The sequence below is a fragment of the Flammeovirga sp. AWQ4_249 genome (assembly GCF_056161045.1).
Window position 1 is genome coordinate 62,862 of sequence record NZ_JBSWYJ010000019.1, and the last position, 16,192, is coordinate 79,053.

9 protein-coding genes are annotated in these 16,192 nt (G+C 33.3%); 2 read left to right on the forward strand and 7 right to left on the reverse strand.

The features are described from left to right. Positions 1–2 precede the first annotated feature (2 nt). The 3 genes from ACXAHM_RS14875 to ACXAHM_RS14885 form a co-directional block, all read right to left on the reverse strand. Entirely contained in the window at positions 3–830 is an 828-nt protein-coding gene (locus tag ACXAHM_RS14875) for an alpha/beta hydrolase (protein WP_474961246.1), read from the reverse strand. A gap of 59 nt (positions 831–889) precedes the next feature. Further along, on the reverse strand, positions 890–1,924 hold the full coding sequence (gene aroB, locus ACXAHM_RS14880) for a 3-dehydroquinate synthase (protein ID WP_474961247.1): 1,035 nt from the start codon (positions 1,922–1,924) through the stop codon (positions 890–892). 107 nt (positions 1,925–2,031) lie between these two features. Further along, on the reverse strand, positions 2,032–3,126 hold the full coding sequence (locus ACXAHM_RS14885; protein WP_474961248.1) for a chorismate mutase: 1,095 nt from the start codon (positions 3,124–3,126) through the stop codon (positions 2,032–2,034). A 282-nt stretch (positions 3,127–3,408) separates the two neighbouring features. Here ACXAHM_RS14885 and ACXAHM_RS14890 point away from each other — a divergent pair, with 282 nt between their 5' ends. Both ACXAHM_RS14890 and hppD read left to right on the forward strand, forming a co-directional pair. Next, entirely contained in the window at positions 3,409–4,464 is a 1,056-nt protein-coding gene (locus ACXAHM_RS14890; RefSeq protein ID WP_474961249.1) for an NAD(P)H-dependent glycerol-3-phosphate dehydrogenase, read from the forward strand. Positions 4,465–4,691: 227 nt separating this feature from the next. Next, positions 4,692–5,813 carry a 4-hydroxyphenylpyruvate dioxygenase gene (hppD, locus tag ACXAHM_RS14895; RefSeq protein ID WP_474961250.1) on the forward strand — a complete coding sequence of 374 codons (1,122 nt, stop codon included), beginning with the start codon at positions 4,692–4,694 and terminating at the stop codon, positions 5,811–5,813. 75 nt (positions 5,814–5,888) lie between these two features. Here hppD and sov read toward each other — a convergent pair whose 3' ends face one another. From sov to ACXAHM_RS14915, 4 genes are all read right to left on the reverse strand, one after another. Next, the gene (gene sov, locus ACXAHM_RS14900) at positions 5,889–13,409 is read right to left on the reverse strand and encodes a T9SS outer membrane translocon Sov/SprA (RefSeq protein WP_474961251.1); all 7,521 of its coding nucleotides are present in this window, start codon (positions 13,407–13,409) and stop codon (positions 5,889–5,891) included. Positions 13,410–13,484: 75 nt separating this feature from the next. Next, on the reverse strand, positions 13,485–14,084 hold the full coding sequence (gene ruvA, locus ACXAHM_RS14905; RefSeq protein ID WP_474961252.1) for a Holliday junction branch migration protein RuvA: 600 nt from the start codon (positions 14,082–14,084) through the stop codon (positions 13,485–13,487). Between the two features lie 11 nt (positions 14,085–14,095). Beyond that, positions 14,096–15,205, reverse strand: coding sequence for a DUF4837 family protein (locus ACXAHM_RS14910; protein ID WP_474961253.1), 1,110 nt, complete (start codon positions 15,203–15,205; stop codon positions 14,096–14,098). Between the two features lies 1 nt (position 15,206). Then, the gene (locus ACXAHM_RS14915) at positions 15,207–16,187 is read right to left on the reverse strand and encodes a YheT family hydrolase (RefSeq protein WP_474961254.1); all 981 of its coding nucleotides are present in this window, start codon (positions 16,185–16,187) and stop codon (positions 15,207–15,209) included. Between the last annotated feature and the right edge of the window lie 5 nt (positions 16,188–16,192).

Here is a 16,192-nt window from a genome sequence, read left to right on the forward strand (position 1 = left end):
TATTAATTTATCAATTTTTCGATTCTATTTACCTCGTTAATTAGAAGAGGTAACGCCGGGTAAACCATACCATGATTGTACCCATCTAATTCCATTATTCTGGTTTCTTTGTGCCCTGCAACTTTCATCATTCTGTACATATAAGCATTCTCCTCATATCTACCCAAAAGTTCAAGTTCACGATCACCTGTTATTAATAATAAAGGTGGGGCATCCGCACGCACGTGATACAGGGGTGCTAAATTATCAATAATAGGTTGTTCACCTTTTATACCTCTCTCCTCTCTTACTGTAAAATGTGTAATTGTATGTCCTGAAAAAGGAATTAATCCTGCAATAGTATTTGCATCAATATCATGTTTAGCAAGATAAGATTTATCTAAACCTACCATACTAGCCAAATAACCACCGGCTGAATGTCCAGATATAAATATTTTTTCAGGACTTCCTCCATATTTCGTTACATTTTTAAAAGCCCATGCTACAGCTGCTGCTGCATCTTCAATATATACTGGCGCTTTTACTTTCGGATAAAGTCTGTAATTAACACCAATAACTGCTATTCCTTTTTCTTTTAAATATTCTGGAATTTCCTTTTGTCCTGAAGTTAAACCACCCCCATGAAACCAAACAACAGTTGAATAATTCTCTTTATTAGCTGGATAATAAAAATCCAAAACACATCTCTCATCTAAATAAGAATCTGTTTTTCTGGTTTTAGAATCATAATAATGAATTTCACTTTCTTGCTTGTATTCAATTTCTTGAGCTAGAGTATAAAACGAAAGGAATGTGAATAAAATCGTAAAATTTAATAGTTTGCTTTTCATATTTAGTCATTAAAAATAAACCCAAAATTTAATATATTCTTAAACTTTGGGTTTTCAAATTATAAACTCATATAATATTTTATGGCTTCTTCAATATCATTCCATTCAATATATTGATCGTAAGTACAATCTCCAATTTTGGTCAATAATGAGAAACTAAGTTTCTTGCCACTATTCTTTTTATCTTGTAATAGATAAGCGTAGAAATGTTGAAGGTCCGTTTCAAGGATTTCAACTTTACCATAAACAGAAAGAATATACTCTTGAATTTCTTTTAATTCCTCTTCTTTTAAACCCGTAAATTTTACTGATAAATAAGCTTCTGCAATCATTCCAATAGCAATTGCTTCACCATGTAATAATTTCCTACCAGGAATATCAAGAAGATAACTTTCAATCGCATGACCAATTGTATGACCATAGTTTAAGATTTTCCTTAAACCTTTTTCCGTTGGGTCGGAAGTTACTACACCATCTTTAATATTGATAGAATGAGGGATAATAGATTTTAAGTCTTGATCTGCTAAAGGTTTAGAAGAAACAGTTTTCCAATGTTTAGCATCAGCAATAAGACAATGCTTAATAACCTCTGCAAATCCAGAACGAAGTTCATTCGCAGGTAATGTTTTAATAAACTCAGGATATACCAATACCATATCTGGAATTCTAAATACACCGATATGATTTTTAAGTTTACCAAAATCAATTCCTAATTTCCCTCCAACACTTGCATCAACTTGAGATAATAAAGTTGTAGGCATTTGCCAAAAGTTAATTCCTCTTTTGTAGGTCGAAGCACAAAAGCCTCCCATATCACCAATTACTCCACCACCAAGATCAAGTACTGCAGCTTTTCTGTCAAAGCTAGCATTAGTTAGTTCTTGCCAAATGTGTTGACAAGTTTCAATATTTTTATTTTCCTCTCCACTTACTACTTCAATCAAAATATGTGAAGGTAAATAGTCTTTTACAATAGGATAACAGTCTCTTTTTGTGTTCTCATCCACAATGACTGCAAGGTTTGTATAGTTTTTTAGCCCTTCAAAGGTACTTTGATCTACGGTTTGTAAAAATGATACTTTATTAATACTCATAGCACTTTAATATTGAAAACTACTCTTCAAAAGAATGAACGCTTAGGATAAAAAATAAGGCGGAAGCACTTTCGTGTTCCGCCTAAATATTATCTAAACAGAAAAAATTAAGCTTTTTCTGTGTTTACTACTGCAGTTTGAAGACGGATAGACTCATCGTGAACCAATTTGAATAATTGCTCCATGAAAGTCTTGCTTAAACCTAACTTAGCTGCTTGCTCAGGACGGTTTTGGAAAATATCGATCCAACGACCTGCTTGGAAAACAGTAAGGTTATTGTCTCTCTTGTAGTCTCCGATTTCGTTAACAACACTCATTCTTTGAGATAATACCTCTAATAATTCGTTATCTAAACGGTCGATTTTACCACGAAGAGTATCTAATTTAGAATTTACTTCTTCAGCATCCGTAGTTGCTTTCTTGATTTTCACTTCGTTAAGAATCTCCGCTAAACGCTTAGGAGTAACTTGTTGTGAAGCATCAGACCAAGCATTATCTGGATCTCTGTGAGTTTCGATCATTAAACCGTCAAAGTCTAAGTCGATTGCTTTTTGAGATACAGGGTAAATAAGGTCACGCGTACCACCGATATGTGATGGATCACAAATCATTGGTAAGTTAGGAAGTTCAGTCTTTAAAGCGATTGGTAACTTCCACATTGGTACGTTTCTGTATTGTGTTTTTTCAAATGAAGAGAATCCACGGTGGATACCTGCAATTTGACGAACACCTGCACCATAAATACGCTCAATCGCACCTTTCCATAATGCTACGTCTGGGTTGATTGGGTTTTTGATCATTACAGGAACATCTTTCACACCTTTTAAAGCATCAGCAATTTCTTGGATTGTGAAAGGGTTTACAGTACTACGCGCACCGATCCAAAGAACATCAACACCATACTTAAGTGCTAACTCAACATGTTGAGCATTTGCAACCTCAGTAGTGATTGGCATATTTAGTTCTTTCTTTACATTTGCAAACCATTTTAAACCTTCTTCACCAATACCTTCAAAAGATCCTGGTCTAGTTCTTGGTTTCCAGATACCCGCTCTTAATAACGTAATATCTATCTCTTCAGTGATCTGACGGCAAGTATCCATTAATTGCTCCTCAGACTCTGCACTACATGGTCCTGCAATAGCGATTGGACCGCCATTTTTTACTACAGACCAGCTTTCTAATGATTGTATATCTTTCATATCGGATTTGTTTCAAATAGTAATAACTTCAAAATTACGAAAAATTGATTTAAATCAATAAATAATTGAAATAATTAAACAAATTAACATACATTTTTAATTATCGACAAAAAAATTTAAACGTTTAAAATGAAATTCGTATCACCTTTTTAAGACAAAAAGATAAAATCAATCCTAATACAATTGTAAAGCCGGATTTAAATAAGCATAATTGCATTGTAAAAGAGTAAGTACTTTTGAAGTGTATTTATTACCTTTACATAAAATTTATAAAAAAATAGAGTGACAAAAGATACAAAACATACAGAAAGCACTGAGAATCAAAACGATTTACCTGATATTTCAAAGATCGCCGTTATTGGTGGAGGTAGTTGGGCCACTGCATTAGTTAAAATTTTATCTGATGGTGGTAATACTTCTTTACATTGGTGGATTAGAAATAAAGAAGATATTAAACATATTCAACAATATCACTCTAACCCTAGATATTTACCTTCAGCAAAAATTTCAAGCGAAAAAGTAACCCCTTTCAATAATATAAAGGATGCTATTAAAGATGCCAATGCAATTTTATTAGCTGTTCCTGCTGCATTCGTTCTTGATGCAATCAAAGATTTGACTCCTGAAGATTTTAAAGATAAATATGTGATTTCAGCAATAAAAGGTTTAATACCTGAAAAACACATACTTGTCACAGAACATATTGAAAAGAATTTTGGTGTACACCATAAAAAAGTTGCAGTAATTGGAGGTCCTTGTCATGCTGAAGAAGTGGCAATGGAAAAACAAGCTTACCTTACTATTGCATCTGGTAGTAAACGATTTGGTACTGCTTTATCAGAAGCTATGAGTAATCGTTATATCAAAACTACTTCAATAAGAGATATTTATGGTGTAGAGTATTCTGCAGTAATGAAAAATATTGTTGCAATTTCATGTGGTATTGCCCATGGACTTGGATATGGTGATAATTTTCAGGCAGTTTTAGTCTCAAATGCTATGCAAGAAGTACAATATTTCTTGAAAGCAGCATATCATATTAAGAGAAATTTATTAGGAACGGCATACCTAGGTGACATGTTGGTTACTTCTTACTCACAATTCTCAAGAAATAGAACTTTTGGTAATATGATAGGCCATGGATATTCAGTGAAAGCTGCTCAACTAGAGATGCAGATGGTAGCAGAAGGATATTATGCTGTCAAAAGTATTTTCGAAATCGCTAAAAGATTAGAAATCGAAAATGATTTACCAATTACAAGAGCAGTTTACAATATCTTATATGAAAGAATCTCACCAATTGTTGAGTTCAGAATTTTAAAAGATCAATTAAACTAACTATATTCACACAACGTATATATAAACATAACCTTAGAATAGAAGTAAATCTCGTAATGAGACAACACTAATTATATATTGAAAAAAGCCTTTATTATCACACTTTCGTGTGGTCTGTAGTTTTCACATTCAAACTTTACAGGATAATAATGGCTTTTTTTTGGCTCTATACTTTCGTAGAAAAACACTTAAAACACATATAATAAACATTTTTAATTATTACTCGCATGCTAACGTCTAGTACAAAACAGATGGAAGAAGTGGATTTTCTTCCTATCAACGGAACTGATCACATTGAATTTTATGTAGGCAATGCCAAACAAGCTGCTTATTTCTACCAAGCTGCTTTTGGATTTGAGTTAATTGCTTACTCTGGGCCTGAAACAGGGGTTCGCGATCGAAGCAGTTATGTACTTCAACAAGGCAAACTTCGCTTCGTATTTACCACATCATTAAACACTAACTCAGAAATTGCTGAGCACGTGCATAAGCATGGTGATGGTGTAAAAGTATTGGCATTATGGGTTGATGATGCTCGTAAATCTTTTGAAGAAACTGTCAAAAGAGGTGCTAAAGCTGTACATTCTCCTCGTGTTATCTCCGATGAACATGGTGAAGTAGTCATGGCTACTATCGAAACATATGGCGATACAGTACATACTTTTGTAGAAAGAAAAAACTACAATGGTACATTCTTACCAAAATTTGCGGCCAAAACATCAAACTTCAAAACAAAAACTGTTGGTCTTAAATATGTAGATCACTGTGTAGGAAATGTCGACCTTGGTGAGATGGACAAATGGGTAAATTTCTATGAAGAAGTGATGGGCTTCAAATTACTGTTGACTTTTGATGACAATGATATCTCTACAGATTATACTGCATTGATGTCAAAAGTAGTCTCAAATGGAAATGGGTATGTAAAATTCCCAATTAATGAACCTGCTGAGGGTAAAAAGAAATCTCAAATTGAAGAATATCTTGATTTTTACAATGGCGCCGGCGTACAACATATTGCAGTAGCTACTGATGACATTTGTTATACCGTACAAGAATTAAGAGAAAGAGGTATTGAATTCCTTTATGTACCAGATAATTATTATGATGATTTAAGGGAACGAGTTGGTGATATTGATGAGGAAATTGATCAATTGAAAAAACTAAATATCCTTGTTGATCGTGATGAGGAAGGATACCTACTTCAAATATTCACTAAGCCAGTAGAAGATCGTCCAACTTTATTCTTTGAAATTATTCAACGTAAAGGGGCTCGTTCTTTTGGTAAAGGTAATTTTAAAGCTTTATTCGAAGCAATCGAAAGAGAACAAGAATTAAGAGGAAATTTATAGACACTTTAAGTTTAGAAATAATAAAAGGCCATCATTTTTCGTAATGATGGCCTTTCATTTTGAGGATATTTTCTTTTACTGCGTCAATGAATATTTAAATTGGAAACCAAATGCAGTAGATGTTCTTCTATAGGCATTTGATATTTTAGGATCATTGATTGTACGATCAAAGTAACATTGTAAACTTGCTCTATCATTCAACATATAATTGATTGTAGGTCTTAATGCAAGGTTCATATTTCCTGCAGTTACTACATTCTCCTCATCAATTCTATATTGAGTAGTTTGATTATCTCTTATTGAGAACGCCAATCTAAATGTAATATCATTTTTCAATACAGTGGTTCTACCTTTTGAACGGAATGGTAATTTCATTCCTGCCTTTGTATATCCTATATCTACAGTGAAATCATTATTTAATTGTTCTGTAACTTGTGCATTTGATAAATTCAAGGCTAACATTCTACCTTTATTATAATCAAATTTGATTTGAAGATCATTCATCAACTTGATATTAATACCAATCAATGGACCAAAACGCTCTTCGATATTTACTTGATTAATAACATAAACAGGAACAATTGTCGTAGAACCACCACTTTCAGGTCTAGCCTGAGGTTGATCATTAATATCATTTTGGGGTCCAATTTCAGTTGCTCCATATAATAGAGAAGAATTGTAACTACCTACTGTATAATTCGACTGATAACTATGTGATAAAGTGATCGACTTAAATGTATTTTTTAATGCCTTAATATTTGTCAGTCCTGTATATCTCACATCCCAGCTTGGAATTGGGAATGATGAAGGAAAAGCAGAAAGACCAACTTCACTTGCATCCTTACCAGTATACGCCGCGATAAATGCAGGAATTAAAACATCTTGATCATTATCTTCATATGTACCTCCTGAAGTATTTGTTGCATTTAAACGACCTTTTACTACATCTCTATTGGCAACAAATTGATTAAATACATCAGACTCACTATTTCCTGTAGGCTTACTAAATGCAGTTGGTAAAGTAAAGAAAGACATACCGAAAGTACCTGTTCTTTGTGGAGAAAACGACATATACTCATCTGATGCCTGATCAAAACGGAATACTTCTGAGTAAGCTTCGGTTGTTGTATGAGTACTAGATAAGGCAATTTTGAGATCTTTAATAGGCTCTAAATTTGCTCTAAATCGATATTCTTCTCTTTTTTGCTGAACAAATTGTTGATTTAGATAATCACTTGGTGCCAACCATCCATTCTTTGCCGCTTCATAACGAATTGTTGGATCTTGACTACCTAAAATAAAGGCTAAACCTGGTGCGTTATAACTAGGATCAAATCCCATATATTGAGCCGTTGGCATATAACCTGGAAGAACTGTTGAATTATTTTCAGAGTAAGTAAAATCAACATCTTTCAACATGGTTGCAATACGAATACCTACGTCTGTCAATTGTTCTCCAGCACCTTTCTTAGGTTCTTCTCTTCCTTTTAATTCTTTATTAATAGCAAGAAGTTCCTCTTCATATTCCTTAATTTGCTCTGTAATCTTCGCTAATTTTACATTTTTCTCCTCTACTTCTTCCTCAGTTGGTTCAGCTTGTAGAGCGGCTATTTCTGTATTATACTCTTCGATTTTGGCTTCAAGTGGAGCAATATCTTTTTCTTTTGCTTTATACTTCTCAATTTTCGTCTTTAACTTCGTAATTTTCTCTTCCAATTTTTCTGTCTCTTCTTTGACTTTATTGGCTTCTTCATTACGAATTTCTGTTTGCTTGGTTCTAAGTTTTTTCAACTTATCTTTTAACTTAATTTTCTTATAAGCTAACATTGTGTTGTCTTTCTTTGCTTTAGAACCATTAGAATTTCTTGAACGAGAACGACTTCTTGATCTTGTTGAAACCCCATTTTCAAGGTGATTAACATATCCCATTTTTTTATAAATGGTACTGAAATCAAGTTTCGAGTTAAACGATATTTGTTGTGTGTTTGAGAGAGTATTACCTAAAGTATCTGCTAAACCTAATGTTCCAGCTGTCCACTTAGTTCCTGCCACATATCTAGCGTTTGCTCCAACGAAATCTAAAGCAGGAATCTTATTTAATGGAATATTATATGTTCCTGAGATTTGTTGATCAAAAACTTTCATACGGCCAAAATTTAAGAGGTTCATTTTAACAGAATCTCTTTTTGCTTCAGAGTCTAAAGCTCCTTCAGGTTCATCCACCAATGCATTTGCAGTCGCTGCGTAATCAATCTTTAAACTTTTTGCGAAGTTCCATCCAATATTATAACCTCTATTAAAAAGGAAACTCTTCTCATAGGTTGGTGCAATTGTCGCAGTCGTAAACTCATTAGTATCTTTATCAAAAGTTCTGAATTGAGTGTAGCGATATACCCTATCTAAGTCACCTCTAATTGAATATGAATTAGGGATTGGCATAATATTAAAATCTTTAATAATTGCTCCCCAGTCACTCATTTCAGCATTTTTGAAAGGTTCCCAATTTTTCAATGGAGATTGATAAGAATAAGCAGCTCCTACTTTCCATTGTATGTAATCTTTTGCTTCGGTATTTTGATCTCTCATATGAGAATCACTATATGACCCACTTAAACTAAGGTTTTCAATATCCCAAGGATAACTTTTCGCCTCAGGATTCATTTTCACTTTACTTAAGTTTGTCAAACTAATACTTCGTGATTCTTCTAAATAACGAACTTGATCAGAATAATAAGCACCCTCAGATGCACTACCAAAACTAGTTTCAGCAATTGACAATGGTGTATCTGGATTTAACGGATCAAAATATGGATTAGAACCTTTACGGTCATAACTCATGTATATTGGAATTGTTAAACCGACTCTATTCAGGAAGATCTTTTCTAAATTAATATTTGTAGAGATACCAAATTCTAGATTGTCTTCTCTTTGACGGTCCCCAATTTTATCTTGTATGCCACCAAAGCCAACAGTACTATATCTCGTATTTGCTTTAATATTCATAAAGTCTGCGAGAGTAGCATCAATTGAAGCATTTGCCGCCCATGCTGAGAAAGTGCTGTACTCTGTCGCTCTTAATTCATTTGCCCAAATACAAACATCATATGGTCTTAAATCGTCTGTATTAGGGTTTCTAACACCGATCATCGCTGTTTGAACAGAACTCAAATCAGGATTACCAACTACTCGAACTCTATAATTGCCAATATTTGGCACAGTCAATACTGCTGGATAAGGATCACTAATAGAAGCTCCTTCAGAATTTCTCTTCGCTTTTAATTTATAGAGAGATTCTATGGCGATATCAATCTCATTTTCACGAGGCCAAATTTGCTCTTGTGTTGTAGAATATGGTTGAGTGATATATAGAGGAACTTCTATTTCATAATAGTTATTCACTAAATCAGTACCCAATCTTAAAAATGCTCTAAGGTCTTCATCAGAAGCATTATCAGATTCAGCATGAAGCTCCATTTTAATTCGCTTATAATTGACCAAATCTAGACTGAAGTTTTTATAAACGCCTACTCCATCATCATTATCTAAATTATCAACACAAACCTGTATTGACTGTTCATTAATTCTTCTTGTTACGGTTGATGTAGCATCATAGTCTCTTTCGAAACCTGGAGGTAATACATAGGGTATTTTTCCACTTTCATCAGTAATACCATTCTGTTCAATATTTACTGATGAAATATTTACTGTAGCGGTTGATGGAGTTCCAGATTCATCATCTATATTATCTGAATACTGTCTCCATTGTGCACCCACTAATTGAAAATCTAACATTCTTAATACAACAGGCTGCTCCCAATCTGTCATAAATAAACGAATATATTTAATTGATTTAAAGTTATCGATGCTACCTACTTTTGTATAATTATCTTCATCACGGATTGGAATTCTCACTTGATACCAAGTTACTAACTCTCTTGTTTCAGGTGCTTCTGATGTTACTCTATCAACAATATATGGGTTATTATTCAGTTGATTTGGACGTAAATCAAATTCATACTCAAAATATGCATTCAATTCATTCAGCGTATTATCAGCATTTAAATCCTCATTGTTTGGATAACTTGTATTTGAAGGAGTATATGAAGTTCCTCCAGAGTTTTCAGGTGAGTTACCTTCTGGACCATTAAACTTCTTATATCTTTCTAATACCTTTAAATCTTCAGCATCTAAATCACCACCCAAATAATATTGAAAATCATCACTAGATGGGTCAGATAAAATCTCATTTCTTGCTTCAGGAGAAAGGACAGCAGGTAAACGATCTATGAAGTTAGTTCTAAAAAATTCCTCTTCTTCTGCACTCGTTAAACCATCATATCCGATATCTTGTACTCCTCTACCAACTGCAGTATTAAATACATTATTTACGAATTGAGTAGTTGGAGAATAACCCCAAACAGATTGGTACAACAAATCTTTATTCGGTGTCATACCATTCTCAAAGAAGTGTCTTCCATCAGGAACTACATCTTCCGATACACTACCTAAATCGATGTATAATTTACCACCTGTTGTATTGTTTTGTCCCTCAACTAAAGCATTTTGACCTGAAATAAATGGATCCATCATCCAGAATTCAATATACTGAACATTAAGGTTATCAAAATCGACATCTGTAGTAATTGCCTTAGTAATTGCTCCAAAATTATCTGATGGATTCTTTAAAGTACCATCACCATTAAGATCAACATTATAGTTATAAGGACCTTTTTCTGAAGGATAGTATGCTAAATCAAAAGTAACTTCATTCGTATTAATTTGATTAGCTTGTCTATTTTTATAAACTTCATCATATGGAATCAAACGAACATAATGATTTTGCATATCTTCATCACTAATGTTAGAAGGTCTACTTGTGTTGCCTGAAGTATAATAGAATACATTATCAATATTATACCAAGCTAAACGTGCTCTCCTATCATTATACTTTAAAGAATCAAGTGGGTTATTTGGTACTACTCCAATTAAACCTTGATCTTCTAATATTTTTTGAGGTGTACTACCATGTGCCCATGAAGTAGGATTTAAACCTAAATCATAAGGTACTTCAGCTCCTTCAAAATCATCTATATAACCTGTACCATTTGTTCCAATCAAAGAAGGTGTGCCAGGAATCAACTGAGCAAATTCACCTTTAAATGAGAAAGTAGATTTTTCTTTTGTATCTAAACCAGGAATTCCATCCACTAATTTTGTTAGAAATCTTGATTCCGTAGTGTAATCCATTGTTAAACCCCACATAGTATTTTTGATAGGTTCACTACCAACATTTACACGAGAAATCAATGGCTTCTCAGATAAGTGCATTAAAGTACCAGAAATGATAAAGTCATCACTGATATGGTATTCTAAATCAACACCTGCAAGTGTTTTTGTTTGAAAGTTGAATAAATCTGCTCTTTCATAAGAAATTCTAATATCTTTTCCTGAAGTTAAAACCCCTTGATCTAAGATAGTTACTCTACCGAATTGATAATCTACAGTATACTGCACACCTTCAGTTAGTGTTACTCCTCCAGAAGTAATAATCACTGAATTTTCTGCTATATTAATACCTGGCAACAAAATCTCATTTGAAGAACCACCTTTATAGCTTCCTCGCATGAAGTATTTATTCTGTTGAGTGTTTAATATTGCATCAGCTTGTGTTTTATCGTATAAATCATAGAAAACATACTTTTGTTTTAAAGTACCTTCATCAGCCTCAAAATCATTCTCTAAAGTAGACCCAAAAGGTTCTAAAACTGGGAATATTATCCTACCATCTTGAGAATCAATTGTTACTCCTTCAACAAAGTCAAAGTTACCATCCTTTTGTAATTCGAGGTTCATATTTAATCGGTCTAAACCTGTTACCTCAATTAATGGTACATTCGCTAATTTCTTACCTTCTTGAATAGATGGGTTATCAACACCTGTATCATCATCTCTATAGATAATTCTAAACTGAAAATCTTCTCTTTGAATACCTGAAGTTTGAAGGGAATAAATATTTTTCATCATTAAATCCCACATTGGTAATGATGTATTAATTGTTGATGGGCTTAAAAGCTTCATGAACATTACATCATCTTGGGCAAGATTAGCAACATCTTCATTTAATTCACCCACTTTATAAGTCACACCACGATATTGATATTCAAAAGCCACTGCTAAAATTTCATCGTTTCTTAATGGTGAGCTTAATGATATATAACCCAATTGCTGATTATATGTAAACTCTGAAGGTGATAATTCTCTTGCACTTCTTAAAATTTCAAATTCAGAACCATTTTGCATTCCTAATGCCTCAAGTTCTCCTTTTACACCATCAGATTGTCTGTTTATACCTTCAACTGTAGCATATAATGTGTTTGCATCATTATCAGCTGTAGCACTTGTTACAGAATTATCTATCCATCTTGGATTGTAAGGTGTTTTTTCACCTAAGTCCATTAAACCTACTAAGTTTCTTTGGGTCTGAGTATCATTACTTCTGTTTGTAACATACACTTTCATACGTGTTACATTTACTCCAGAATTGATGGTAGGTGTTTGTGCTAAAGAAGATTCATAAATACTTCTAAAAAAATGAGCTATAAAAAAGTGTCTATTATTATCGTATGTATCTGCACGGAATTCAAATTCTCTATTCTGTCCACCATTTTTGATAGTAATCGTTTCTTGTGAACCTCTTTGACTAGAGAAAACACTGCTGACATATAGGTTACCGAATCTTAATTTAGTATAAACACCAAATAAATTTTGAGCACCAGTAATTAATGAGTTACGAACATTAAAAGATACATTACCTACTTGAATATCTTGAATGATATCATAATCATAGGCAGTATAACTCATATTATATTGTTGATCGAATTGGAATGTACTTTTTGTATCAAAATTGGCTGACATTTCTAATTTATCACCAATTTTACCTACCATTCCTAATCCAACTTGTTGATCAAAGTTAAATCCTCCATTTCGTTGTTGCGTTACAGGAACCTGAGGATTGTCAACTCTTTGGTAAAGTAAACCAAAGTCAAGCATTGCACTACCATTCAACTCAAAATCTAAAGTACTTCCTCCAAATAAGAAATCGGCAACTCTTCCTAATTCAATCTCTGGGATCAACCTTCCACCATCTTGACCAGGTAGAGCATCACCTCCATCCTGTGCTGTTGAAAGATTATTATAGTAATTGGCCATTTGCTTTTTGAACAGATAATCTCTGTAAGCATCATATTGAATGTAGGAAGGCACACGGTAATCGAGATTACCATTCAGGGTTTCTTTGACATTGTATTTACTACCTGTAGAATCAATAGAAATTGTCGTTTCTACATTAGGAGTGGTTCCTAACAAAGGCGTTTGTCGAGAAGGGACAGCAATAGGATCACCTAAGCGATCTTGCTCATACGGTTTAGAAGGCACAAACTTCGTTGTGTCTTGTTCCTGTATTGGCTCTTGAGGTTTATCTTGCTGAAAAACCTCAAGAGTTGTACTATTTATTGTTTCAGATGAAAAGCCATCGTGATTAAGAACGATGACATAAAATAGCACGCTTACAATAGTTACAACTCTTAAGCGAAACAAAGTGAGGTCAGATTATGTTGATAATTTAAATTGCACGCGAAATGCTCAAAAAGTAAATATTTATCTTATAGGCTGTTAATTATTTTTCAGAGCTAGTTTTATTAATTTTTCAACAGATAAGTCAGAACCATGTTTCTTAATTATCAGTTTGATTGACTTTTGTGCTCCTGCTCTTGTAAATCCTAAGGCTACAAGAGCATCCATAGCTTCATCCACTTTAGCGTTATCAGCAGCTACAGGTACAGAAGTCTGCATAAGTTCTCCTGAATACTGTAACTTAGATATTTTATCTCTAAGCTCTATCACTACTCTTTGTGCAGTTTTGGCACCTACGCCTTTTACACTTTGAATAGTTTTGGCATCTTCCTGCATTATGGCAGAACAGATTTCAGATGAAGACAGAGAGGATAAAAACGCTAATCCAGTGGAGGGACCTATACCTGAAACACTTATCAATAATAAAAATAAACTCCGATCATTCTCAGTTGCAAATCCATACAACTGTTGAACATCTTCCTTAACATAAAGATAAGTATATAAAGTACATTCTTCTCCTTCATTCAAAAGACTGAATGCATTTAAAGGCCAACGAATCTCATACCCAATTCCGTTTACGTCTAAAACGGCAAATGTGGGTAGTTTTTTCGTTAACTTTCCACTAATATAATAATACATATTTAAATTCTCTAGTCTATTTCCTTGAATGTTTTCAATTGTGCCTCCATTTCTCTAACTAAATCCCTTTTATTCATTCCTGGAGCAAAAATAAAGCCTTCTAAGTAGTATAAATAGGCTCCTGTTTTATCTGTAAAAGTATAGCTTACAAACGGGCCTCCCATTGAAATATTATTTGTTTTCCAAAGTCCTCTTACTTCCACTGCATGACGACCATCAATTTTAGTCGTTACTGCCTCAACAGGGACTAATTTCTCTGTTAACACAAATGAATTTTCATTACTTGGATCACCATATAGGTATTGTTTTGCTATTTTATCTCTAAAAGCTACAATCTCTTTTGGGTCAAACTGCTTCTTGTCAGTATATGGTACTTTTATTAAAAATACATTCATATCAAAAGCTAACTCAGGATGTCTTAACCAAATAAAGTTCTCATCATTTTGAGCTACTTTATAGCCATCCAATAGTTGTAAAGAAACTTTCCAATCTCTTCTTAAAAAATTGTCTGTTACTTTAGAATAATTTTTAGCAATATTTTTTTGAAGTATTTCAGTTTCCACAGTATGGAAAGGCTCTGAAATCGATCTTGCCTTAACAGGGTCTTCTAAAATTTCTTTTAATGTTGCCTCATTTTTAGCAAATAAAAGCTCAACCGTTTGTCCTTGAGCCCAAGCATCTTTTTTGACAAAATGAAACTTTTTATCATCTTTTCTTAATTTTTCAATTACACCTTTACCAAAATATGACCTTAAAACTGCACTTTCTTGTGTATTTTGATCAAAAGTTGTAACAATTAAAACATTTCTAGCCTGTTTCAAAATACTTGTAAAACCTGAAGGTGCAACTTGAGTCACAGTAAATTGTGGTTCTGGCTGAGGCAATACTCCTCTTGTTTTGCCTAAAACATTTTTATATAATAAAGAACCTACTCCATTACTAGGTTTCCATTGAACGGTATCGATAACCAATACCATTTCTCCTGGTTTACCTTTTGCTTTTGGTAAATATGATTTTTCAAACTCAGTTTTAGCTCCTTCCTTAGAAATACAAGAAGTGAAGTAAAATGAAATACTGAAAATAAATAGTGTTTGTAGTATTGTTTTAAATAGTTTCTTCATCTTATTCTTTCGTTCTGATTGTTGAGTGATCATTTATAAATTCTAAGCTTCTAACCTCAGAATAAGTATACTTTGACCCTTTTACACAAAATCCTACATGGCCTCCTTTTTTTGGAGTTTCCAAATATAGATATTTACTCTTTTCTGCAATATCAAAAGGATAGCTTTCTTTTGTTAGAAAAGGATCATTTAATGCATTAAGTATAAGTACGGGTTTTCTAATTTCATTCATTCTTCTTTCAGGACTTGCCTGATAATAGAATTCTTCTGCTGAAGAAAATCCATGAAGTGGCGCTGTATACAATTGATCAAATCCTCTCAAAGATTTGATTTTCTCCTCAAGCAAAGGTGATGCATCCACAGAAGACATCGTTTTACTTTTTTGGATAACTTTAGCTTTTAGCTTTTTGAAGAACTTCTGATTGTAAAAACTCTTCGCTTTTTTTTCTAATTCATCGCTACAAGTTTTTAAATCAATAGGCGTAGATATTGCTACTGCAGCTACAATATCATCCGTTTTCAAAGAATTTGTTCCTAAAGTATTTAATGAGATTGCTCCTCCCATACTGAAACCAACCAAAGCAATTTCTTTATATCCTTTTTCTCTGACAATATTCAATACAAAATCCATATCTATCACATCACCATGATGATAAAATCGTGGTAATCGATTGATTTCGCCACTACAAGACCTACAATTCCAAGCTAATGCATCCCAATTGTTTTCATTGGCTATTTTTGCCAAACCTTTACAATAATGACGATCAGCTCCCCCTTCTAAACCATGGGATATTACCACGATTCTTCTGTTACCTTTTGCTGACCAATCTAAATCTAAGAAATCTCCATCAGGTGTGTCATACCTTTCTCTATCATACTTAATCTCTTCAATATTACGCTTAATTGAAGGAACAATAGTTTGAAGATGACCATTGAGTTGCCAAAAAGGCATTTTAAATTTCTTTGGTTTAAGTACAGGCATATTTT